The following is a 23385-nucleotide window of genomic DNA, read 5'->3' on the forward strand; positions in this document are numbered from 1 at the left end:
GCATTCCCAGCTCGCGAGCGACGGGCAAGCAGCGCTGCAAGTGGCATGACCCTTGGTCGGAGGGCTCTGAAAGGCCTGGTCGAACCCGCTAATTTGTATGGATACCCGCGCGCGAAACAGCGGAGGCATGTCCATGTCAAGCTCACTGGATACCGGGGCAAGGCCCCAGGTGAAGTGCCTTGCGTGTTCGTTGAGTCGGCTTTGCCTGCCCGCCAGTCTCAGTGCCGACGAGGTGGACAAGCTGGAGCGAATCGTGCGCCGCAACCGCCCTTTGAAGAAGGGCGAGTATCTGTTCAAGGCCGATGAGCCCATGGAGCATGTGTTCGCTCTGCGCTCAGGGGCCATCAAGAGTTTCCTGCTCGCTACCGACGGTAACGAGCGGGTCACCGGTTTCGTTCTGCCAGGGGAGATGCTGGGGCTGGACGCCATCGGTGCAAGGTATTACCGGAGCTATGCCGTGGCGATGGAGGTTTCGCTGGTGTGCTCCATCAGGTTGGATCAGCTCGTCGAGCTGTCTGGGCTGATCCCCGGTTTGCGCTACCAACTGTTGCATATGCTGAGCATGGGAATCCAAGGCAAGGACGAACACTTGCGTTGCTGCCACGGTCGAGCCGAGCAGCGGCTTGCGATCTTCCTGCTCGGCATGTCGGCGCGTTATCACGAACGCGGCCTGCGCGCAGACGTCTTCAACCTGCCGATGTCCCGTGGCGATATCGCCAACTACCTGGACCTTTCCCTGGAAACCGTCAGCCGGCTGTTCAGCCGCTTCACCCAGGTAGGGTTGGTGCAGTGCGGCGGGCGGGAAGTCCGGTTAGTCGACTTTCAAGGCCTATTGAAACTCAGCCAGGTGGAGGAACCCAGTTGAGCGCTGCCAGAACCCTGTTGTAGCGTTGAACCGGCCCACCCAGAGAACATTGATCCACCGAATTTGGCCGAGGCATATGGTCAGTGCGCAGCCAGATGCGCTGTGGTGCGACTCCTTTTTGCCAACAGATGCGTGCCGCTTGCCGGGCTATCTGCGCCGGCGCGCAACAGTAGACCGTGTCTGGTCTGAACGCCTGCAGTTGATGTGTCAGTTGCATCCACCCGCTGAGGCAGTTGCGCGGCGCCGTCGTTTGCCCGCGAAGCATCGGTCGGCATTCAGTGGGCAGGTGCTCCAGCGGCAAGCCGTCGTGCAGCAAGCGCACCTGCACCCAAGGCAGCCAGCAGTGGATCTCATCGAGCATGCACAGCAACGCCAGTACCCCTTCGCCACGGGTGATCGCCAGCAGCCGTGCGCTCTGCAAGGGCACTGGCCAGGCGCTGCCGAGGGGGCCTGAATACCCCAGTAGTTCGCCTGGATGCCCCAAGGGGTGTGCGCTGTGGGTAGCCACCATGAACCGACCGTCCCCCCCAGGCAGGCTGACGTAGCTGCATGCCCAGCGCTCGCTACGATTGGCCAGCAGGCAGTACTGGCCTGGCATCGCCTCGCTCAATTGCGCGCCGCACAGTGCCAGGCGCAGGCATTGCTGAATGCCCGGGCCGGGTAAGGTTTCCAGCAAGCGGACACTTTTGCTGTCGTCCCGCTCCATAGTTGCCTCGATCTTGTTTGGATTGACCGTGCTGTTTCAGGCTAAGCGTCCGCCAGAGCGGGACTTTGATCAGGGTCAAACCGACAAGCGATGGCGGCAGGCCACTGATTGATAAAGGTCAAACGCGCGGTCGACCCCCAGCGCACCATCAAGGCGTCTCCCAAGGAGGCATTACTCATTCGAGGAGGTCGTCATGTCCGAAGCAGCCAAGAAAGTACCTGTCACCCCCGCAGCCACCGAGGCCACCAAGGTGTCGCCAGCAAGCACCAAGCCGTCGGACCTGTGGCGACCGTTCCAGCAGTTGCGGCGTCAGATCGACAGCCTGTTCGACGATTTTGGGCGCCGGCCATTGCGCATGCCGTTCAGCCACACCCCGTTCGATGTCGAGCCATTCTGGCGGCCTGAGCTGTTCAGCCATGGCTTACCGGCAATGGATATCAGCGAACTGGCCGACGAATTTCGCATCAGCGCCGAACTGCCAGGTGTGGACGACAAGGATATCGAGATCAAGCTGATCAATGGCAACGTGGTGATTCGCGGCGAGAAGCAGGAAGAGGTTGACGAAAAGCGAAAAGAATACCACCTGTCGGAGCGGCACTATGGCAGCTTCGAGCGGGTCTTCCAGCTACCCCGTGAAGTCGACGCTGAAAAGATCAGTGCCCAGTTTGCCAAGGGTGTGCTGCTGGTGCACCTGCCCAAGCGCGCCGAGGCGATTCACCCTGAAAAAGTGATTCCTATCAAAAGCAGCAGGTGAGCGACCCGATTTCAGGAGCAGGGACGCTCCGCCTGCGCATTCCACAAAGGTAGAAAATCATGTCCATTGGCAAATACTTCAACCGGGGTGTGGTCACGGCGCCGCCCAGTATTTCCCTTTAACGGTGACGCGCAGGCCTTCGGCTTGAGTCTCGGCACTGCGCTTGAGCGCCTGGTCGCACGCCGGGCGAGCTTGATAAATGTCAGGCTGCGGTGAGTGGCGATGCCGATACTGAGGGTGTCTCAGGCATGTGCGAGGGCACCAATATGCAACGCTATCTGCTTGCCGGATTGTCCAGCCTGCTGCTGGCAGCGGCTTCGGGCTGTACCCCTTGGCACGCTGAGCAATATGACGCGCGCCTGGAGTCGGCTGAAAACAATGCGGCTACCGCTCGATTGCGGGCCGACCAGGTGTGCTACCGCATCGACCTGGTCGAGCAGACCGCGAACGAGGCGCTGCGCAGAGCGACTCAGGCCCAGGAACAGGTCCAACGGTTGCTCCAGCAGGCCAAACGCAAGTAACCGCCATGTCACGTCGATGGCTGGATCCAAGCCTGTTGCTGGTATGCGTCCTGGCCTTGCTGCTCGGAGGGCTGAGCTATGCTGCGCAACAGCCGACTTGGGCGGTGCTGGCCTGGGCCGCTGGCAGCGCGCTCATGGTCGTGGTGCTGGTGGTTGAAATGGCCCAGCGCCTGGCCAAGGGTGAGGCGGGCATCGACCTGATCGCGCTGCTGTCGATTGGCGCAGCCCTGGCTCTGGAGCAATTGCTGCGCTGGCCTGGTGGGCCAGTGGCGATGTGCAGCGGGTGCTGGCCGTGCTGGTGGTCGCCACACCTTGCCCGCTGATACTGGCGGTGCCGATTGCCATCATCTCGGGCATTTCGAGGGCTGCACGGCGCAACATACTGGTGCGTGACGGTGAGGTGCTCGAGGCCCTGGCCGGTATCCGCCAGGTGTTCCTCGACAAGACCGGTACCTTGACCAGTGGCCATGCCCAGTTGCAGTCGATCGACGTAAAGGGGCAGGGCGCGCCCCTGCAAATGCTGCAGTTGGCCGCTTCGCTGGCCCAGTCCTCGACCCATCCGATTGCCCAGGCCATCGTTCACGCCGCCCGCCTGCGCCACCTGACGCTGACTGCTGCCCAGCAGGTGCAGGAAAGCCCCGGCCAGGGTCTTGCCGGGATCGTGCAAGGCCAGGCTATACGCTTGGGGAGCCTGGCCTATGTGCAAAATGAGCAGGACGATGGCCGCTGGGCACAGGCGCGCCTGCAGCAACTGGACTACCTGGCCAACAGCGGCAGTTTCGTGGCGGTTGACGGCGAGTTGAAAGCGGTACTGCGGCTGGCGCCGGGAAACCCCCCAGACACTGCGCTGCCTGCGGGCGCGTGGTATCGACAAGGTGGTCATGCTCACCGGCGACCGCCCGGAAACGGCGGAAATGGTCGCGCTGGCGGCGGGTATCGACGAGCTTCGCTCGGGTCTCTCGCCCGAGGACAAGATTCGCCTGGTGCAGGAAGGCTGCCGCACGGCGCCCTCGCTGATGGTGGGCGATGGCATCAACGATGCGCCGGCATTGGCGGCGGCCAATGTCGGGGTTGCCATGGGCGCTTCTGGTGTTACGGCTTCTGCCCAGGCGGCCGGTGTGGTATTGCTGGTCGATCGCCTCGATCGATTGGTCGAGGCCTTGGATATCGCCCGGCACGCCGTGTACATCGCCCGGCAAGGGGGATGGGTGGGCATGAGCCTGTCGTTGCTGGCCATGGTGGTTGCGGCCGCTGGCTACCTGCCCGCGTTGCTGGGGGCGGTGTTGCAGGAAGGTATCGATCTGTTGATCATCGCCAACGCCTTGCGCGCGCTGGGCCCCTTGACGGCTAGCCGACGCAGTGGGCTTGCCGCCAAGGACCTGGATCGGTTGCAGGATGAACATCGGCAACTCGACGGGTTGCTGACGGAACTGAGCCAGATGGCCGGCGACTTCGCCAAGCGTCCCATCGAGCAGGCGCGGGCCGACCTGGGCAAACTGGTCACCGGGTTGCATGACCTTCTGGAGCGCCACGAGCGCGATGACGAGCGCCGTTTGTATCCGCTGCTGAGCCGCTTCATGCCCGGCGAAGATCCGCTGTTGGCGATGAGCCATACCCACCGGGAAATTTTCCGCCTCATTCATCTTCTGTCCTGCATGAGCCACGATTTCAGCCGGGCGGCAGCGAGCCCGAACGCTGATGACATCCAGCACCAGTTGATACGCCTGGACACCTTGGCCAAGTTGCATTTCGACCAGGAAGAAGCCCTGTATCGGTACCTGGATCACCGCTGAGCGCGGTGCAAGGCCATGCGCCGGGGTCACCGCCGGTTTGCAAGCAAATCGGCGACCAAGGTGCTGGTATCGACAATCTCCAGCTGCGCCATGCAGCGCACGGGCAGGCGAAAAGGCGCGATGCTGTCGGCCACCAGTACCCGTTCGAACGCACCGCTGTCGAACAGCTCGCCACCGGTGGTGAACAGGCCGTGGGTAGCAGCGGCCAGCATGCGGCTGGCTCCCGCCTGCCGGCAGGCTTGGGCCGCATGTAGCAGCGTCTGCCCCGTGCTGATCAGGTCATCGAACACGATGACGGTGCGGCCTGCCACGTTACCGACCAGATGGTCGCCGCTCAGGCCTGCCTGCTGGCGGTGCTTTTCCATCATGGCCACCGATACCGGGCGCCCCAGCAAGTCCGCCAGGACCAGGCGAAACTGCTCGGCGCGCTTGATGCCTCCGATATCCGGCGAGACGACCGTGACCGACTGCTCGCCGAGCAACGGGGCCAGGCGTTGGGCGAACAATTGGGTGCATTGCAGATTCCAACTCGGGATCCGGTAGGCGTTGTCAAAAGCGCTGGGGTTGTGCACGTCCAGCGCCACTATGCGGTCGACGCCGCAGCTTTCCATCAGCCGCGCTACATACCGGGTGATGGTAGCGTCCTGAAACTCCACCTTGCGGTCCTTGCGGCCATAACACAGGTAAGGCGTGACTGCTGTCACCTGGTTGGCGCCGGCGTCCTTGAGCGCAGCACAGAAGAACAACAAGCGGCACAGCTTGTCGTGAGCGCTGTGGTGCGCGTCACCGAAGAGCGAGTGAAAGACGATGACCGATCGAGCGTCGACCGATTCGCCAGGCCAGCATTTGTGCTCGCCGTCCTCGTAGTCGCGCTCTTCATGTGCCGACAGTTTCCAGCCCAGGCATTGCGCGACGGCATTTCCATAGGCCTGGCTGCCTTGCAAGGCGAACAGTATCGGCGGTGTGTCATTCATGCCCAGCGCTCCAGAGGTCGTTCACAGCAACCGTTCAACCGTGGATGGCCAGAATGCTGGAGTGAACCTTGTACAGGGTTTGCTCGGTCGTACTTCCGACGACCTTGCTCACGCCCCCGTGGTAGAGCGTGCCCATCACCACTACATTGAAGCCATGCTGGTTCGCGTATTCGCTGACCACGTTACGGGCAGCGCCTCGCACCAGGTGCAGGTGATCTGGCTTGATGCCGTAGTGGCCGCCGAACGTCGCCATGCGCTCGCGCGCGCGACCGGACATTTCCTCGACCAGCTTGTCAGTCCAGGCCACGGGGGCGGCGGCATAGGCAACGAAGCTGGCGCTGGGTTCATAGGCCTGCAGCAGATGCAGTTGCGCCTTGCATCGTTGTGCCAGTGCCTGTGCCGCTTGCAGAATGTGGCCGTTGAGCTTGTCGATCACAGGGTCGTGCTCGACCAGATCGACGGCGACGAGTATGCGCGCTGGCAGCCCGGTTTCAGCCTGGGCCACCAGGTGCAGCGGTATCGGGCAACGGCGCAGCAATTGCCAGTCCAAGGGTGTAAGCAAGGCACGGCTCAAGGCGGTTTCGTGCTTGATATCCTTGATCACCATCTCTACCCGGTGCAGTTGGGCCAACCGGATCAAGTCCTTGAGAGGGTCTTCATCGTCCAGTGTCTCGGCATAGGCGGTAATGCCCAGTTCGCCCAGCGCCTTCACCTGGTCGGCGAGCCAAGCCTTGCGGTGCTCGGCGTCCTGCTTGCGGGCATTGCTGCGCAGCACCTGGTCCAGTGTGGCCAGGCGTGAGGGCAGTTGGCTGAGCACCACCAGGTGCAAGGTGGCGCCTGTCGTGCTGGCCAGCGCCTGAGCACGCGTCAACGCAGGCGAGGGGTGCAGGTCTGGATGGCAGATCAGTAGCAGTCGCGAGTCAGCGTTCATGATGGCCTCCACGGCAATGGCAGCCTCGATGAAGGCCCACCGGTTCAGGCCAAGGGTGACGCAGTGGGGCTTGATGGCCTTGATATTTATCAAGATTGGCTGAGCGGCAGCTTCGATGACATTCCCTATGGGCAACGCTACTTCATCGAGTCGATTCAGGCGGTATCACGGCGCGACCGTGGTGAATCACTTCCACGCAGAAAACCGCTTCGAAAGGCGGCACATGGCATTCCACGATATCCTGCTCGGCGACCTGCAGGTGGATACCCACGATATGCGCATGCACGGGTTGCTGACAGGCGTGGCGGTCAACGAGCACCGCGCTGAGTACCCGACGCGCGCCTAGCTGAGCCAGGTAAGCGCAGGTGCGCAGCAGGGAGTGCCCTTCGTACAGCACATCATCGACCACCAGCAACGTGGTGTCGGCCAGATTCAGGGCGGCCAACTCAGGGTTCTCGACGAGCTGCGGATGGGCATGCAGGATGCTGAGGTCGTCGGCGTAACGCTTGACCTTGACCGGGTAGAGCGGAAATGGCGCGGCCCCGGTCAGTTGCTGCAAGTGCAGTTGCAGGCGACGCGCCAAAGGCTCTCCTCGGCGTTGAATCCCCACCAGTACCACGGGCTGTGCGGGCATGAACGCCAGGGCCTGATGCGCCATGGTATGCAGCACGCTATCGAGATCTTGTTCGTCATACAGGCGAACGCATGAGGGAGCGGGGCGGTTCACGATTCTTTTCCATGGCCGGCCAATAGACATTGGCAACTTACGCCGCCGTCGGCAGCTCGACTTGATAAAAGCCAATTACCGGTCAATTCCACTATCAACCCGCACCGTCTCATTCCGGGACCGTACTCATCTAGAGCACATCCGCTAAGATAAAATTTGTTCTTGTCTGTAGTTCGAAAATGGAGCGCTGAGATGCTCGTTGATATCGCTGTCTTCACGCCGTGGTCGGCATTGGCAGGCGGGGCACTGATCGGTTTGGCCGCCGGGCTGTTCGCCGTGGCGAACGGGCGCATCGCGGGTATCAGCGGTTTGCTCGGCTCGCTGCTGCAAAGTGGTGGAGAAGGGCGCGACGAAAAAGTGTGCTTTTTGCTGGGACTTACTGCCGCGCCACTTTTATGGCAAGTGTTCCTGGCGATGCCCCTGGTTCACTTCAGTACGGCGCCCTGGGCGCTGATGGTTGCGGGGCTGCTGGTAGGCCTGGGTACCCGTTATGGCGGTGGCTGCACCAGTGGCCATGGTGTGTGTGGCCTGTCACGCCTGTCGCCCCGTTCTGCGCTGGCGACGCTGTGCTTCATGGCGGCCGGTTTTGTCACGGTCTTCGTGGTTCGGCACCTTCTGGCGGGCGCGTGAAATGAAACGGATCAGCGGTTTCATCGCGGGGGTGTTGTTCGGTATGGGGTTATTGCTGTCCGGGATGACAAACCCCGCCAAGGTGCTGGGTTTTCTCGACCTTGCCGGGCAATGGGACCCATCGCTGGCACTGGTCATGGCAGGTGCCATAGGTGCCGCGCTGTTGCCTATGACCTGGGCGCGACGACGTACCTCGGCCTTGCTGGGGGGAACGATGCAGCTGCCTGCCAGGCGCGATATCGACCGTCGACTCGTCGGCGGGAGCCTGGTCTTCGGCGTCGGCTGGGGACTTGCCGGCGTGTGTCCGGGCCCGGCGCTGGTGTTGCTCGTTGGCGGGTACTGGCAAGCCTGGCTATTTGTGGCCGCGATGCTTGCCGGTATGGGGTTGTTCAATGCCTTGGAAGCGATTCGCAGCAGTTCTCAGGGCGGCAGGTGAAGCAGAGGGCTGCCTTCCACAATACGCTATTTAACATAATATACATTATGCGCATGTTCGTATTGAGCATCACGCCCAGAGGGAGGCCAGATTTCAGCCTCCATCAAAGCCCCATTGCCAATCCAGCTCACTGGTACATCAATTCCTTCGGTACTCCATACCGACCGCCGTCATAATCCAGGCTGAACATCTTCGTCCTCGACTTGACCTCCATTTCTTCACAGTCATCCTCACCCTTGAGAACGGCCTGCCTGCCAGTCGAAACCTCGGTAATCCGTATTTGGCTGAATCCATCCTTGCCAGCTTTGCCAATCGCCAGGGTCCGCTTTGTCTCGCCGAATTCACCGGCGCAGACACCGTCCCATTCGCCCTGGCTCTCACTGACAACCAAGTGCCCCATGATCCGGCGCAACTGCGAACCGTCGTTCACGTACAGACTCAGGGTTTCACTGCCATACGGATTGACCCGTGACGAACCTGAGTGGCTGATGCGCACGCCAAATGCCCGTAGCCCAGGGGCTACCTGATAACGTGCAGTGTCCAGGCTCAGGCCTGAAAATCGCATCGCATCGGAGATGATCGCAGCGTGTTGATAATTGCGGCCAATAATCTTGCCACTGGCGGCATCAGCCACCAGCACATCTAGGCCGTAATTGCCATGCCCGTCTTCATCGATGTCCACTTTCATGGGCAAGGCTGCCACGACCTGGCTGGCGTCTGCGGGATTGACCTTGCAGACCGCATATTCGCTGTCGAGCTTCAGTGTCGGATGCAATGTCTGGGCCCAGGTCTGCAGGTACTGCGTGCAGTCGCCCCAGGCGGTCAAAGAGAGAAACAGCAGCGGTAATACGGTAAATCCGCGCATGGGACTCATTCCTTTGAGGGTTTTTCATAGTAAATAGGCCAGGCACCAGCAAAGCGTGCTCACACCCTTCTTGACGTATCGATAATCCCAGTTGATAACTCAACTAAATATTCATTTAGTTGAGTTATCGTTTATGCCGCCTCTCCTGCTGTTCGCTCCAACGGCAACCCAGCCGGGCCTCTCAACGTTGCGGTGAACCCGGTTCGAACCCCAGCGCGCGAAAGTCTTCTTCGAAAGACTGGCTCGACATCGTGCGTTTTACATTGAAAAACGCTGCTATGCCCCACACCGTCAGGCAGCCCACGATAAGGGGGGCTTTCGCTACAAACCATTTGCCAGCCTGCTCGAATCGCTCTGCCAGCACCACCAACCAGTGCTCGGTTCCAAGTGCAGCTTGAAAATAGGTTAACGCCAGCACCGCGAGGACAAAGCCAAGCAGCGCAAGGTCCACGGTGACGACTGTAGCCACTTTGATACGCTGCCACCACCGCCGCACGCCCCCTTCGATGGGGATGATCCGTACGTCCTTTATCCGTAGTACATTGCCTTCGCAAACAGTATCGCGCCTATCCCAGACCACGTCGCCGAATTCACGGCTCCAGTGCTGACCGAACAGGCGCTTGAAAAAGTGCAGGCCCAAGATCGGATGTGGCGTGAATTTTTCAAGCGCTGCATCGGTAAACAGCAGCGCACTGCGAGGCTTGATGGCTTTGGTGACACCCAGTTTCGACATGAAGGACTTGTCGAAATTCAAGGTGTACAACCGACCTTGAGTCTGAACTTTGAATTGCCCTTGCGGGCGGTCGAAAACGTCGATTTCTGCATGAGAGTAGTGAATCAACGCACGAGGCGATTTAAACAGTTTCATTCAGTCACGTAACCCTGGGTCTAGGCATCACCTATCAAGTCGGCGATCTGAAACAAAACTGTAATTCAAATCAAACACCTGCCTTGGTCTGCCCGTGCCCTGCCCTCGCCTTGAGCTCCCCTTGGTCGTCCACCCACCGCAACACGATACCGGCTTGTCATGCGGCGAAAAACACCCAGCAATCTATGCTCACCAAACCTACCTCATGGAGCCGTTCGATATGGATATTCGGCAGAAAACCATCGGTTTCGGTCTGGTCAGCATCCTCGCTGCCCTGCTGCTCGGCGGCAGCGGCCTGCTTGCCGAGCATGACCAGAACCAGGCGCTGACGCGCAACGAGGACAGCATGTCCGCCCTGCGCAACCACATGGAGGGCGACATGATGCACGATGCCCTGCGCGCCGACGTGCTGGCCGCCTTGCTGGTCAAGCCTGGCGACGTCGATACCGCCAACCAGGTGCTGGCCGACCTCGACGAGCATGCCAAATGGTTCAGGAGCGTGATCCAGAGCAACCTCAAGCTGCCGCTGGACGCGGATCTGCACGATGCCATCAGCGAACTCGGCCCACTGCTCGACAACTACATCGCCAGCGCCACATCGATCATCCAGCTGGCACTGAAGTCTCCTGAACAGGCACAAGCTCAGTTGCCCGCCTTCATGGAGGCGTTCAAGGAGCTGGAGGAACGCAACAGCACGCTGAGCGACCTGATTGCGAGCAACGCCGACAAGAGCCGCGCGCAAAGCAAGGCGACCCTGCATCAGGGTATTGCCGTGCTGATAGGCGGCATGGTCCTGGCGACGTTGGTCCTGGTGCTGTGCACATTCATGCTGCTGCGTTCGGTGCTGCGCCCCCTGCGCCAGACCGTGGCCGTGGCCGAACGGATCGCCCAGGGCGACCTCACCACCGAGATACAGGTGCACGAGCGCGACGAAACCGGCCACCTGTTGCGCTCCCTGGCTGACATGCGCGACAGCCTGAGCGCCATGATCAAGGCGATCCACGAAGAAAACCAGCAACTGCACGATGTCGCCGAAGAGCTGGGCCAGGCTTCGAGCGGCCTGGTCGAACGCACCAGCCAGCAGTCGGAGAGCGCGGTGAGCATGGCCTCGGCCACCGAGCAGATGATCGCCAACCTGTCGCAGATCGCCGAGCATGCTCGCGATGCGCAGTCGATCTCCGGCCAGTCGGAGCGCCTGGCCAGCGATGGCGGTGAAGTCATCCTCAATGTCGTCGGCGGCATGCAGGGCATCGATGAAGCGGTGCACCGCTCTTCCGAGACCATCACGGTGCTGGGGCAAAGCTCCGAGGAAATCTATTCCATCGTCCAGGTGATCAACACCATCGCCGAGCAGACCAACCTGTTGGCGCTCAACGCGGCCATCGAGGCGGCGCGTGCGGGCGACGCCGGCCGCGGCTTTGCCGTGGTCGCCGACGAAGTGCGCGGCCTGGCCGCGCGCACGGCGCAATCGACACGCGAGATTGCCGACATGATCGAGCGCATTCGCCAGAGCACGGGCAACGCGGTGCAAAGCATGCAGACCGGCGTCACCCGGGTGCGCGCCGGCGTGGAGCTGGCCACCCAGGCCGGCGCCTCCATCCAGCAGATTCGCGAAGGCGCGCGCCAGGCCGCCTCGGTGGTGGAGGAAATCTCCCACACAATTGGCGAACAGACCCTGGCCAGCCAGGAAGTCGCCCATCAGGTCGAACGAATCGCGCGGATGTCCAGGGAGAGCACCGAAACCACACGGCAACTGGCTTCTACCGCACAGCGCCTGGGTGACATCGCACAGGGCATGCAAGCCAGCGTTTCGCGCTTTCGCGTATGACGGAGCGGGTGCCTGCGGGCACCCTACCCTTATAGACAAGACATATTGGACAGCGGAATAAATAACTCAGTCAGATATCCAGCGCACGTCATCGACACGTATTCGAGTTCTAGCCAACGAATATATTTGACAGTATGCCCCAACGCTCTATATTCCCTCCTCGGCAACTGGAAGGAGTCCGGTTTGCCACTTCAATACTCACACTACTGTCAGGAACGACATGATGTTTTTGCACATGGATGATGCATATCTGCGACACCGAGCCCATCTCGAATTTATTGACCGTCACTTAGCTGCAGCCCTTGCTGCCTGAGGTGTCTCGACAGCGTTGACTGCCCTTGCTCGTGCCTGTGATTTGCCTTGGGTAATCACAGCGCTCGCCTGTCGCCAATAAATATATTCAGGTGTGCCATGACCTCGACAAACGTGCTGCATAAGTCCGTGTCCACTCCCGCGGATATCGAGACACGTACTGACGCTTTTGATTACCGCCCAGGCCATATCAACGATATTCCGCGACTGGCCCAGTTGTTCCAGATGGTCTACGGGCAAACTACCCACCCCTGCCAAAGCCCGGCCTATATCCGCAGCTCCATGGACTCCGGGCAGCAGCAATGGTTCGTCGCCGAACTCGACAGCTTTCTTGTCGGTTGCTGTTGCGTCGCCCGACGGCCGTGGAACCAGTCCTGGGAAATGTCCCATGGCGTCGTCCACCCGGCCGCGCGCAGAACCGGTGCGATTTCCAACCTGGTCAGACTGGGGCTCGAGCGCCATCGGCCGCACGCCATGGAGCTGGGGTTCTATGTCACGCGCAATATCGCCAGCCATGCCTTGATGAAGAAGATCAAACCGGGCGTGCTGGTGGGGCATGACGGTGGGCCGGACAAGGTCGACGGCATCAGGGAATACCACCTGACCGCCCTGCTCCCTCCGGCGCAGGAAGGTTTCATGCATGTCACGCCTGGGTATGCGCACACCGGTGCAGGCGGCCCGATCATCGCCAAGCTGTATGACGCACTGCGGCTCACCCCACAGCCCGGTTGCTATCCGGCCACCTGCGTGAGCGGCCCACCCGGTGCCGAAGTCCATGGCCCGTTGCGCTTCAACCATGACCCGGACGCCAACGCTCTGATGGTGTCCGGTCTTGTCGGCGACAACCCGACGCAGCAAGTTGCGCTGCAAGCACTCGCCGCCCTCCTCCAGCGCCATCCCCAGGTGCAGTACTTCAGCGTGCATATCCTCGCCGACAAGCTGGAACTGCTCGTCGGCCTGGTGGGCCTGGGCTTTGCGATCACTGCCTACCTGCCGGCCTGGCACCTGGAGGGTGGTGTTCGCTACGACTGCATCCTGCTGGTCTTCGAAGTGTTCGCCGACGCCCCTCGCAGCCATGGCTTCGATGATGAGGTGGCGTTCTTCGACCAGGCCTACGCGAAGTTGGCCGACAGCCTCTGCGGCATCGCCCTGCAATGAAAGTGCCCCTTACCTACCGTGCATTCCCATCCCGCAACGGATGAAGACTGGAGTATTCAGACAATGACGAAAGACCAATGGCTAGTCGTACGCAAGCAGATCCCCGACGGCGCGAAAGAGCCCTGGACCGTGATGCTGTGGGTCGCCGACCTGTTGTTGCTGGTGCTGGCGTGGAACTTCTGGCTGAGTGAATCCACCGCGTTGCAGGTACTGGGCCTGCTGGTCGCGGGCCTGGCCACTGTGCAGTTGTACCTGATCCTGCACGAAGCACTGCATGGCGCGACCTCGGACAATCGTCGGCTCAACGACATCATCGGCCATTTCAACGGCTGGTTGATCGCCCTGCCGTTCTTGGTCCGTCGGCGCTTCCACATGGCCCACCACACCTGGACCGCGCACCCGCTCAACGACCCGGAGAACCGCGGGATGATCGAGCGGTTCGCGGTCATGACCAAGAAACAGGAGCGCACCCTGGAGTTCATGTGGAAGCACTGGCTGCCAATGATCGCCGTCAACCATTTCCTGCTGAACTGGCGTGCGCCGTTCATTGCCCGGGCCCAGGGCGACGACTCGCCGCGCATCCTCAAGGAGATTCGTTTCGCCCGCCTGTACCTGGTGGGTTACGGGGTGGTGGCGGCTATTGCCTGGGCCTTTGGTCACCTGGCGGACTTGGCATTGTTTTACCTGATCATCTGGCTGTTCCTGGCCCTGATCGTGGAATTGGTCAACCTGCCCCACCATGCCGAGGCGCCGCTGCTGGCCAAAGATGGCGAGCGCCTGCAATTCTGGGAACAGGATCGCGTGTCGCACGATTGCAAGAGTGTGCCGGTGTGGTCGCGCTTCGTGATCCTCAACTTCAACCTGCATATCGTGCACCATGCCTTCCCCTCGGTACCTTGGTACCGGCTGCCCGAGGCACACCGGATGCTGCACGAGCAGGACGGCAGCCCGGCGGCGTCGCAGCTCAATGAGTGGGACTTTTCCAGGAAGAATCGTCGCAGGCCGCTGCTGAAACTGATGGGGCATTTTTTCGATCATCGCGCCTGATCGGCGCATCGCGGCTGAAGCCGCTCCTACACGGGTTGCAGCGCGTGTAGGAGCGGATTAATCCGCGATGCGGTGGCTTTTACGGGAAAAAACGGTTGGCCACGTAGGAAAGCTCCAGGTTCTCGCGCAGCGTTCGCCCCTCGTACTCGCGCCTGAACAACCCCAGGCGTTGCAACTCGGGAATCACCCACTCGACAAAATCATCCAGGCCGCCCGGCAGATGGGTGAAGAGCAGGTTGAACCCATCCGCGGCGCCCTCTTCGAACCAGCATGCCATCTCCTCGACGATCTGCCTGGGCGTCCCCACCAGCAAACGATGCCCACCCGCGCCGAGCTTGCGCAGCAACTGCCCCGCTGTGGGGCTTTCCCGGCGGATCAAGTCCACCACCAGTTGCTGGCGGCTCTTGTGACGCTCCGTCAATGGCACCGGATCTGGCAACACGACTGGGGCATCGGGCGGCAGTCGCGCCAGGTCGATACCGATATCCAGCAGGAACGACAGCGCCTTGAGCGCCGCTTCCGGGTCCACCAACGCCTGCAGTTGCTCGGCCTTCTCCTGCGCCTCGCTGACTGTGAGCCCCACCACCGGTGCGAGGCCGGGAAACACCTTGAGCGCTTGCGTGGGTCGACCGGCCAGGGCCAGGCGCTGGTGGATGTCCTCGTAGAAGGCCCTGCCCTCTGCCAATGTCTGCTGGGCGGTGAACACCAGTTCGGCACTGCGCGCCGCCAGCGCCCGGCCAGCCTCCGAAGAGCCCGCCTGGGCAATCACCGGCCAGCCTTGCAGAGGCCGAGGTGCATTCAGCGGGCCGCGTACGCGAAAGTACTCGCCCTGGTGGTCGAGCACACGCATGCGCGTGGGATCGAGGAAGGTGCCCGAGGCCTTGTCCAGCGGGAAGGCATCGTCCGCCCAACTGTCCCAGAGCCCGGTCACCACCTCGAAGAACTCCTCGGCGCGGGCATAGCGTTCGGCATGGGGCAGGTGCGTGGCGTAGTTGAAGTTCTCACCGCCGATCAGCGCCGTCACCAGGTTCCAGCCGGCACGGCCATTGGACAGGTGATCCAGCGAAGCGAACGTGCGGGCAATGTTGTAGGGCTCGTTGAAGCTGGTGTTGGCGGTGGCGATCAGGCCGATATGACGGGTCGTCACCGCCAGTGCCGGCAGCAGGGTCAGCGGGTCCCAGCGCAGGCTGTAGCCACTGCTGCGAAGCACACGCGGATCCAGCTCGCCGACCGCCACGTTGTCGTTGAGGAACAGGGCGTCGAAGCGCCCTCGTTCCAGGGTTTGCGCATACTGTCGATAGCGCTCGAAGTTGAGCGAGGCATCGGCGTCGGCCCGCGGGTGCCGCCAGCTACCGGCATGGGCGCCGGCGCCGGAGAGGAAGGCGCCCAGGCGTAAGCGGCCATCACGCCTCGCCATGGCTGGGCTCCTGATTGGCGGCAGCGGCAACGCGTGCGCGCAGCAACAGGGTCACCCCTGCCCAGGCCAGCAGCAGCCCGCCGGCGAGGAACACCATCACAGCCTGGTAACCCTGGAGGAATGCAGCCTGTACCCAGCCTCGCAGCACATCACCCCCCTGCCCCAGGTGCTCGGCCAGCAGTACCGCGCCCTGCTCCGGCGCCGCAGCCGCAAGCGCCAGCCAGTCGGTCTGCGCAGGCACACCACTGGCGCTGGACAGTGCTCGGGTCGCGATTTCGCGATACAGCCCGACGCCCACCGCCAGCCCCAGCCCACCGCCGACATTGTGCAAGGTCATCAGCGAGCCCATGGCCACCGAGCTCACCTGCTGCGGCACGGAGGAAATCCCCAGCACCGTCGAGGGGCCGAGTATGCAGGCCCAGCCCAACCCCATCACGGCGAAGGCGCCGAGCAGATACACCAGGGACGTGTGTTCGCCGAACGCCGCCTGCAGCGCCGCGGAAAGCACGAACAACAGCAATCCCGCCTGGACCAGCAACGCCGGCCCCTTGCGGTCCACCAGGCGGCCGACCACAGGCGAAAGCACCGCCACCCCCAGCGTCGTCGGCAATAGCAGCAGCCCGCTGGCCTGCACGCTTTCACCGCGGATCAACGCCAGGTACAGTGGCATCACGAAGAACGCCACGCAATAGAACAGCGCAAGACCGAAGCTGGCCGTCACCGCCGCGACGAAACGCCGGTTGGCGAACAGGCGCAAGTCCACGATCGGCGCCCTCACCCGCAACTCGACCACCCCGAATGCGCACAGCGCCACAAGCGCCAGGCCGAGCAGCACCAGGGTGTTTGTCGAGACCCAGCCCCAGGTCGCGCCCTGGACGATCACCAGTACCAGGCTCGGCAACCCCACCAAAAGCAGCACCGCGCCAAACCAGTCGAGCCGCGCCCCGTCCTGCTCGGCCCGCGACTCGTCCGCCGCCAGTGCGATGATCGCCAGGCTCAGCAGGACGAAGGGTACGTTCACCAGGAAGATCCATTGCCAACCCAGCGCACTGGTGATCACCCCGCCCAGCACCGGCCCCACTGCCAGCCCGATACCGTTCACCCCGAACAGCACGCCGAACGCCTTGCCCTGCTCCTCGCTGGCGAAGGTCGCCGCGACGATAGCCCCCGAAGCGGTGTAGAGCACCGCGCAGGCCAGCCCTTGTGCCACCCGCGCCGCGACCAGCGCATCGATGCTCGACGCCAGCCCCGCCGCCAGTGACGCCAGGCCGAACACCAGCAAGCCGATGTTCAGCACCCGCCTGCGGCCGTGCAGGTCAGCCAGGCGCCCCACCAGCACCATGGTGCTGGACAGCGCCAGGATGAAACCGTTGATCACCCACTGCAGGCTGCCCACCGACGCACCGAGCTCGGCCTGCACGGCCGGCAGCGCGGTGTTGACGATGGTGAAGTCCACGCACCCGAGAAAGCTGGCGATGCTTACACCAAGCAAGGCCCACCATTTGCGTTGCTGTTGCGCAAAAACGCCCATGGAAACTCCTGTCCGTCAAAACAAGTGAAGGCCGTCGTCCGTGTGGCGTGGGGCCGATGTCGAAAGTTGTGCTCAGATGGCGATGGCGCTGCCGGCCCAGGCCGGATGCACCGCGCCTGGCGTGGTGAAGGGAATCGGGATGCCGCGTTTCTTGAACTTCAGCGGCAGCCAGTGCACCCGGTCCGGGCTGTGCGGTTCGATCAACAGGCGCCGCGCCGTGGCCATGGCGTGGGTCATCTGCTGCGGGTAGATCACGTAGTCGTAGCCCTCCTGCGCCCACTGCGGGAGGATGATCGGCACTTCCTCGAGGATGTACTCGCGGCATTGCGCGGCGGCACGCTCCAGGTCGGCGTCGGGGTCACGCAATCGTAGCCGTTCGGTGAACACGCCAATGGTGGTTTCGATGGCGCCGCGCAAGTCCTCGCTTTCGCGGTACAGCTGGTTGACCTGTTGGCGCAGGTCGGCGTAACGGTCCGAAGCCAGCTCCTGGTTCCAACGGCTGATGCTCACCGGCGCCTCCAGCCCGGCCAGGTACTTGCGGTTGCGCGCCAGCCAGGCATCACCGTCGCGGATCGCCGCCGACAGTGCCTCGCCCGGTGACTTGCCATGTTTGTTGTGGCGCTGCAGGGTGTCGGCCACCACGACTTTCACCTGGCTGAAACCGGACTTGTTGATCAGGTGCACGGTGGAGCTGAGCTTCTGCTCCTCGTGGTACTCCTGGCCGACGCTGACGGCCAGCACGCAGCGTTTGCCGGTGAAGTCCAGTTCTTCGCCACCCTTGTTGAAATAGGCTTTGAGGTTGATCGCTTCCACATTGCTCATGTCGCTTAGCTCCAGTAGGCCAAAGGCTGGTCGTCGCCGAAATAACCGATGAATACGCCGAGGGTGACCCGGGTGCTGGTGGCCGAGGGGCGCACCGCGTGGATCAGCCGCGGGTTGAGGAAGATCAGGTCGCCGGGCTCTGGCTTGACCACCAGGTCCGGCGGCGGCAACAGGTGGCGCTCGATGCCGTAGGCACGCTCGCCGCGCAGGCGGTCGTACTCCGCTTCGTCGGGGTGCAGGTTCCAGATTTCCAGCTCGCCGCCGTCGTCCGGGATCTGCAGGTAGATGTTGGTGGACAGCTGGGTCAGCAAGCGCGGTTGATGGTCCTGGGGGGCGTTGCGCGCCAGGTCGTCGGTGTGGGGCGTGAGGTCGACATTGTTGCCCTGGAAGCGGGCGATGCCGACGAAGCACTTCTCGCCGTTCACATCCAGCAGCCGCGCACCCTTGGGCCAGACCTCGTCGAGCAGCAGGCGCAACTGGTCGATGGGCGATGCCAGCGGGCCGAAGGCGCCGCGGATCTTGCGGATGTTGGCGATGGCCTGGCCGTGGTACTCGGCGCGACTGGCCGCGTCCTTGATTTCGATGTAGGCCTTGCCCAGGCGCACGAACTCGGTCTGCTCACTGAAGGCGCCACGCAGTTCGTGGTGGCTCAGGCGCTCCAGCGCCAGGGCCACGGTGTCGGCCGAAGCGAAGCCTTTGATCTGGATGCCCAGGGTGCGGGCAGCAATGACATCTTGTAATTGAGCAGCGGTCAGATCCTCGACCGTGGTGATGGTCAGCATGAACACTCCCTCGCCTGTCCGTTGATGTTTTATCGAACTTTCCAATGGCATCCCTGCCGAAGTATCGGCGACTTCCAACCGTCGCCAGGCCATATTCAACAAGGCTCAAGCACTTGTGAAATATCATTTTTCTCTAACATAAAAACATTTTTCAAAATATTACCAGCCAACTTTTCGGACTATTAAATTGGTGCATGAAGATTATAAAAGTTACAACTTCACTGAGTGCAGGGCATCACTTTCACTGCCCGCCGTTCATTTCGTTGAACTGCCTGTCCACCCGTTGCTCGGCGCTGAATCCTGGGCTGATGACGCCTTCGTCCTGGTACAGCCGAGCGGTATCGGCCAGGTCCTGGACCAATCCGTCGTCCACGTCCACCCTGCGCGGTCGGGAATAGCGGTTGGAACGCAGGTGGACTTCCAGCGGCAAACCGCTCTGGCGAGCCTGGATGGCCGAGAACTGCTCGACATTGGCGTTGGCCCAGGCCCAGGCACGCCCGAGCCTTTGCAGGAAGTCGCGCAATTGCCTGGGCTTGTCGCGGATCGCCTCGGTATTGGCCACCAGCAACATGTTGCCGGCGAACAGCCCCTCGCCGCTGACCAACACCCGCGTACCGCCCTCCATCTGCGCCATGCTGGTGTACGGGTCCCAGGTCGCCCAGGCATCGGCGCCGCCGTTGGCCAGCAAGGTGCGTGACTCGCCGGGCTGCAGGAAGACGAAGGTGGTGTCACGGCCGCTGTGCCCCGTAGCACGTAGTGCCGCCAGGGCCAGGTAATGCCCGATGGACCCGCGCGTGGTGGTGATCCGGCTACCGACCAGCGCATTGGCATCGATCAGCGGCGAACCCTGCGGGACGATGATCGCCACCGCCGTGGGCGTGACCTGCAGGCGCACCACGCCGATGGCCTTGAGTTCGGCGCCGGCCGCAGTGGCGAACACGAATGGCGCGGTGCCCAGGGTGCCGATATCCACCGCGCCGGCCGCCAAGGCCTCGGCGGTGGGCGCGGCGGCGCCGAACGAGGCGAACTCGAGCGGGTATGGCACGTTGTCGAGCTCGCCGGCTGCCTGCAATAGCACTTGCAGCGAGTTCTTCTGGCTGGATACACGCAGTGTTTCTTCTGCGTGTGCCAAACCCAGCATCAGGCACAACAGCACACCACCGAGCCATGCCCCAGTGGACGCAACTGTCTTCTTGTGGCAGTTGGCCCGGCTGTGCCGGTGTTCGCCAGCTACGAGGTTGCGGTGAGGCCGCGCGGTCCCTGTAGGAGCGGGTTTACCCGCGAATTGCACACCGCGGTGGATGCCGGTGTTCGCGGGCAAACCCGCTCCCACAGGGGGCTTGCCAGACCTGCGGTAAAAAGCAGTAGCCACCTCTACCTGCATGCCCATCAGAACGCCACGCTCACGCGGCCATAGTAGTAACCGCCACCCAAGCCATAGGGCGAAAACATCCCGTACTCATAGGTGCCCGCCCACGGCACGATGCCGATCTTGTCCGGGTACTTGTCGAACAGGTTGTTGGCGCCGACCGCCACGGTGATGTTCTGCGTCAGGTCGTAGGCCACGTCGAGGTCGGTGATCCATTTGGCGCTGTAGGTGCGGTCGTTGGCCGGGATGTTCGAGCCTTCGGTGTACTCGCCGTAGCGGGTCAAGGTGAGGTTCACCGTCCAGTCGTCGACCTTGTAGTTGCTGTTGACGATCCACTTGTCCTTGGGCGTAGCCTTGGTCAGGTCGATCTGCTGCTGGCGGTCGAACAGCACATAGCCGGCCCCCAGGCCGGACAGGCTGGCCGGGGTGTCGGCGAGGTCGCGGATGGTGGTCTTGTTGTGGTTGTAGGCCAGGCTCCAGCGTACGGTGCCGTATTCGGCCAGCGGCTGGCGGTACTCGGCCACCAGGTCGACGCCTTTGGTGCGGGTATCGGCAGCGTTGGCGAAGTATTGTCCGGACAGGCTCGGCGACAACCCGTTGGCCACCAGGATGTTCGACACCGCGGGGCCGGTGAGCACGCCGGTTTGCAATATGCGGTCGTCGATGTCGATCAGGTAGAAGTCGGCGGTCAGGCGCAGGCGCTCGGTGGGCTCGGCGGTGAAGCCCAGGCTGTAGTTGCGCGAGGTTTCCGGCTCCAGGGTCTTGGCGCCGAGCGCGATGGCCTCGGGCGAGCCGGGGCGCATCTGCTTGGTGCGCGCGGTGCTGGTGGCGCCGCCGGCACCGAAGATCGTCACCGAACTGGTCGAGGAGAACACGTTCTGCGCCAGCGATGGGGCACGGAAGCCATTGCTCACCGCCGCCCGTACTGCATAGCCCGGGGCGAATTCGTAGCGGGTGGTGAACTTGCCGCTGAGGGTTTCGCCGACGTCCTGGTTGTAGCGCTCGTAGCGCAGGGCGAAGGCGCTGTACCACTGCGGCGTGATGTTCAGGCCGAAATCCACATACGCCGCGCCACTGTGGCGGATCATCTGCCCGGCATCCTCGGGCGTGGTGCCGTTGACCGAGAACAGCCCCGGGTCCGGGCGCCTGCCGGCCAGGGGGCCACTGGGGATCACGTAGTCGCCGTAGTTATAGGAATTGGGTTCGCCTTCGGTGAGTTCGTACTTCTCCCAGCGATATTCGACCCCAAACGAAGTCTCCAATGGTGCGCTCCAGCCAATGTCCAGGGCGCGGCTGAAGTCCAGGTTGGTGGTCCACTGGTCGAAGATCTCGTCGGTCAGGTGGAAGCGTCGCTGGCTCAGCAGCGGGTCGTTGGACAGGTTGAGGTTGTTGTCGGTGTACAGCTTGGCCTTGTCGCGGCCGTAGGTGGTGGACAGGTCCCAGTCCCAGTTGGCCGCCAAGCCCTTGAGGCCGGCGAGGAACTGGTAGTCGGTCTCCTCCACTTCGCGGGTGGCCTGGCCGCCCTTGGGGTACGGCGGATTGGGCAGCCAGTTGGTGGCGGTGATGTCGGTGGGGGCGCGATGGCCGAGCACCTTCTTGCCATCGCGGTAGCTGAGGGTGGAGAACGAATAGAGTTTCAGCTCGTCGCCCAGTGGCAGCTCCAGGTTGTAGGCGCCGCTGTAGGTACGGTCGCGGCCCAGGCCGTACTCCTCGCCCCAACCATGGCGTTCGGTCAGGCGCGGGTCCGGCTGGCCGTTGGCCAGGGTGGTGAAGTTGCCGCGCACAGCGCCAGCGCGGTCGTAGGGCTCCTGCAGCTTGGCGTCGAAGGATAGATTGAGAAAACCACCCTCGCCCAAGGCGAAACCGGCATTGGCGGCTTCGTGGCCGCTGGTGCCGTCGCCGCTGTAGTACTGGCCCACCGAGCTGTCGGAACTGATGCCCTCGGCGTCCTGCTTGAGAATGATGTTGATCACCCCGGCGATGGCGTCGGAGCCGTACTGGGCGGCGGCACCGTCGCGCAGCACCTCGATGCGTTCGATCGCCGCCGTGGGGATCAGGTCCAGGTCCACCGGTACTGCTGCGGTGCCCACCCGGGCGTTGTTGTTGATCATCGCCGTGTTGTGCCGGCGCTTGCCGTTGACCAGGATCAGCACTTGGTCACCGCCCAACCCGCGCATGCTGATGCCGCGCACCAGGAATGCGGTACCACCACCGTTGATGGTCGGCGCGTTGAACGAGGGCAGCAGGCGCGTGAGCATGTCCTTCAGGCCATTCTGGCCGCTGGTGCGCAACTGCTCGCCGGAGATGACGTCCACCGGCACCGGGCTGTCGGTGACGGTACGCTCCTGGCTGCCGCGCACACCGGTCACCAGCACGGTGGACAGCGCCGGGTCGGTGGCGGCGAGGGCTTCGCTGGACAGGGCCAGCGCCAGGGCGGCGCTCAGGGGCGAAAGCACGAAGTTCTTTGGCATGGGGGACTCCTGTGGAAATGGGCAATGGCTCAGCGGGCCTTGGCGGCGACCGCCTCGACCTCGATCAGCGCGCCGGGCAACACCAGCCCGGCGACCTGGACGGTGGTCCGGGTCGGCTTCAATGGCTGGCTGTCGCTACCAAAGAACTGCCGGAAGCCCCGTTGCAGGCCCTCGAAGTCCATCCGCCCCTGCAGGCGTGGGTCGCCCACCAGGTACACCCGCAGTTGCACCACATCGCCCAGGCCCAGGCCACGAGGGGCCAGGGCCGCCTCGACCTTGCGCAGTACCGCGATGGTCTGCGCCTCGGTGTCGCCACCCGCTCGTAGCTCATCCTTGGCCGCCTTGGGGTCGGCCGGGTCCGGCAGGATCCCGGAAACGAAGGTCAGCGCCGTGCCGGGTGGCAAGGTTGCCGCCTGGAGAATCGGCGAGTTGGGATAGGTCGAGGGAATGCGCTCGATCTCGGCCGCCTGGCCGACGCTGGCGAAAAGCACCCCCAACCCCAGAAGGGCATGTTTGAAAGGCATGGCGAAGCTCCGTGTTTGTTAGGCGCCAGCCTCGGAGGTCCGCTACCTGGCTAT

21 protein-coding genes and 2 pseudogenes are annotated in these 23385 nt (G+C 62.8%); 10 read left to right on the forward strand and 13 right to left on the reverse strand.

All coding sequences use genetic code 11. The annotated features are described in order from the left end of the window. The first annotated feature begins 133 nt into the window (after window positions 1-133). Complete coding sequence (locus JYG34_RS13170) at window positions 134-865, forward strand: helix-turn-helix domain-containing protein (RefSeq protein WP_213661076.1); 732 nt, start codon at window positions 134-136, stop codon at window positions 863-865. On the opposite strand, the gene JYG34_RS13175 is transcribed toward JYG34_RS13170, so the two are convergent. After that, a complete protein-coding gene (locus JYG34_RS13175) occupies window positions 840-1571 on the reverse strand; it encodes a hypothetical protein (protein ID WP_213661077.1) in 732 nt (243 codons plus the stop codon). The genes JYG34_RS13170 and JYG34_RS13175 overlap by 26 nt on opposite strands. A gap of 193 nt (window positions 1572-1764) precedes the next feature. Between JYG34_RS13175 and JYG34_RS13180 the strand changes: the two genes are divergently transcribed. The 3 genes and pseudogenes from JYG34_RS13180 to JYG34_RS13190 all read left to right on the forward strand — a co-directional run bounded on the left by JYG34_RS13180 (window position 1765) and on the right by JYG34_RS13190 (window position 4639). Further along, on the forward strand, window positions 1765-2325 hold the full coding sequence (locus JYG34_RS13180) for an Hsp20/alpha crystallin family protein (RefSeq protein WP_213661078.1): 561 nt from the start codon (window positions 1765-1767) through the stop codon (window positions 2323-2325). A 266-nt stretch (window positions 2326-2591) separates the two neighbouring features. Continuing rightward, window positions 2592-2846, forward strand: coding sequence for an alanine-zipper protein (locus JYG34_RS13185; protein WP_213661079.1), 255 nt, complete (start codon window positions 2592-2594; stop codon window positions 2844-2846). Window positions 2847-2851: 5 nt separating this feature from the next. Further along, a pseudogene (locus JYG34_RS13190) lies at window positions 2852-4639 on the forward strand (HAD-IC family P-type ATPase). Between the two features lie 26 nt (window positions 4640-4665). Here the strand turns inward: JYG34_RS13190 and JYG34_RS13195 are convergent. From JYG34_RS13195 to JYG34_RS13205, 3 genes are read right to left on the reverse strand one after another with little or no spacing between them, the layout of a single operon-like run. After that, window positions 4666-5613 (reverse strand): ribose-phosphate diphosphokinase, encoded by a 948-nt coding sequence (locus JYG34_RS13195; protein WP_213661080.1) that lies wholly within the window; start codon window positions 5611-5613, stop codon window positions 4666-4668. Window positions 5614-5647: 34 nt separating this feature from the next. Then, the gene (locus JYG34_RS13200; RefSeq protein ID WP_213661081.1) at window positions 5648-6637 is read right to left on the reverse strand and encodes a universal stress protein; all 990 of its coding nucleotides are present in this window, start codon (window positions 6635-6637) and stop codon (window positions 5648-5650) included. A 49-nt stretch (window positions 6638-6686) separates the two neighbouring features. Next, on the reverse strand, window positions 6687-7271 hold the full coding sequence (locus tag JYG34_RS13205; protein WP_213661082.1) for a phosphoribosyltransferase family protein: 585 nt from the start codon (window positions 7269-7271) through the stop codon (window positions 6687-6689). Window positions 7272-7463: 192 nt separating this feature from the next. Here JYG34_RS13205 and JYG34_RS13210 point away from each other — a divergent pair, with 192 nt between their 5' ends. Together JYG34_RS13210 and JYG34_RS13215 are read left to right on the forward strand one after the other, a co-directional pair. Continuing rightward, the gene (locus tag JYG34_RS13210) at window positions 7464-7901 is read left to right on the forward strand and encodes a YeeE/YedE family protein (protein ID WP_213661083.1); all 438 of its coding nucleotides are present in this window, start codon (window positions 7464-7466) and stop codon (window positions 7899-7901) included. A 1-nt stretch (window position 7902) separates the two neighbouring features. Continuing rightward, entirely contained in the window at window positions 7903-8337 is a 435-nt protein-coding gene (locus tag JYG34_RS13215) for a DUF6691 family protein (protein WP_213661084.1), read from the forward strand. A gap of 127 nt (window positions 8338-8464) precedes the next feature. On the opposite strand, the gene JYG34_RS13220 is transcribed toward JYG34_RS13215, so the two are convergent. Further along, window positions 8465-9202, reverse strand: coding sequence for a hypothetical protein (locus tag JYG34_RS13220; protein WP_213661085.1), 738 nt, complete (start codon window positions 9200-9202; stop codon window positions 8465-8467). 181 nt (window positions 9203-9383) lie between these two features. After that, a complete protein-coding gene (locus JYG34_RS13225; protein ID WP_213661086.1) occupies window positions 9384-10070 on the reverse strand; it encodes a hypothetical protein in 687 nt (228 codons plus the stop codon). Window positions 10071-10896: 826 nt separating this feature from the next. Between JYG34_RS13225 and JYG34_RS26660 the strand changes: the two are divergent. From JYG34_RS26660 to JYG34_RS13240, 4 genes and pseudogenes are all read left to right on the forward strand, one after another. Further along, window positions 10897-11040, forward strand: a pseudogene (locus JYG34_RS26660) (HAMP domain-containing protein); the annotation flags it as partial. A 153-nt stretch (window positions 11041-11193) separates the two neighbouring features. Continuing rightward, the gene (locus JYG34_RS26665; RefSeq protein ID WP_434011719.1) at window positions 11194-11898 is read left to right on the forward strand and encodes a methyl-accepting chemotaxis protein; all 705 of its coding nucleotides are present in this window, start codon (window positions 11194-11196) and stop codon (window positions 11896-11898) included. A gap of 411 nt (window positions 11899-12309) precedes the next feature. After that, a complete protein-coding gene (locus JYG34_RS13235) occupies window positions 12310-13368 on the forward strand; it encodes a GNAT family N-acetyltransferase (protein ID WP_213656866.1) in 1059 nt (352 codons plus the stop codon). Window positions 13369-13431: 63 nt separating this feature from the next. Beyond that, a complete protein-coding gene (locus JYG34_RS13240; RefSeq protein WP_213656867.1) occupies window positions 13432-14415 on the forward strand; it encodes a fatty acid desaturase family protein in 984 nt (327 codons plus the stop codon). 79 nt (window positions 14416-14494) lie between these two features. Here the strand turns inward: JYG34_RS13240 and JYG34_RS13245 are convergent, their stop codons facing one another. The 7 genes from JYG34_RS13245 to JYG34_RS13275 form a co-directional block, all read right to left on the reverse strand. Next, window positions 14495-15832: an LLM class flavin-dependent oxidoreductase gene (locus JYG34_RS13245; RefSeq protein ID WP_213656868.1), complete on the reverse strand. Its 1338-nt coding sequence runs from the start codon at window positions 15830-15832 to the stop codon at window positions 14495-14497. Next, complete coding sequence (locus JYG34_RS13250; RefSeq protein ID WP_249746162.1) at window positions 15819-17363, reverse strand: DHA2 family efflux MFS transporter permease subunit; 1545 nt, start codon at window positions 17361-17363, stop codon at window positions 15819-15821. The genes JYG34_RS13245 and JYG34_RS13250 overlap by 14 nt, the downstream gene beginning before the upstream one ends. A gap of 72 nt (window positions 17364-17435) precedes the next feature. Beyond that, a complete protein-coding gene (locus JYG34_RS13255; protein WP_213656869.1) occupies window positions 17436-18185 on the reverse strand; it encodes a tRNA-dependent cyclodipeptide synthase in 750 nt (249 codons plus the stop codon). Window positions 18186-18190: 5 nt separating this feature from the next. Beyond that, window positions 18191-18967 (reverse strand): 2OG-Fe(II) oxygenase, encoded by a 777-nt coding sequence (locus JYG34_RS13260; RefSeq protein WP_213656870.1) that lies wholly within the window; start codon window positions 18965-18967, stop codon window positions 18191-18193. A 241-nt stretch (window positions 18968-19208) separates the two neighbouring features. After that, on the reverse strand, window positions 19209-20108 hold the full coding sequence (locus JYG34_RS13265; protein WP_213656871.1) for an aliphatic sulfonate ABC transporter substrate-binding protein: 900 nt from the start codon (window positions 20106-20108) through the stop codon (window positions 19209-19211). Between the two features lie 248 nt (window positions 20109-20356). Then, window positions 20357-22807, reverse strand: a complete 2451-nt coding sequence (locus JYG34_RS13270) for a TonB-dependent receptor plug domain-containing protein (RefSeq protein WP_213656872.1) — start codon at window positions 22805-22807, stop codon at window positions 20357-20359. A gap of 29 nt (window positions 22808-22836) precedes the next feature. Further along, a complete protein-coding gene (locus JYG34_RS13275; RefSeq protein WP_213656873.1) occupies window positions 22837-23331 on the reverse strand; it encodes a RidA family protein in 495 nt (164 codons plus the stop codon). Window positions 23332-23385: the final 54 nt, after the last annotated feature.

It is taken from the genome of Pseudomonas entomophila, assembly GCF_018417595.1.
In the GTDB taxonomy this organism is placed as follows: Bacteria; Pseudomonadota; Gammaproteobacteria; order Pseudomonadales; family Pseudomonadaceae; genus Aquipseudomonas; species Aquipseudomonas entomophila_C.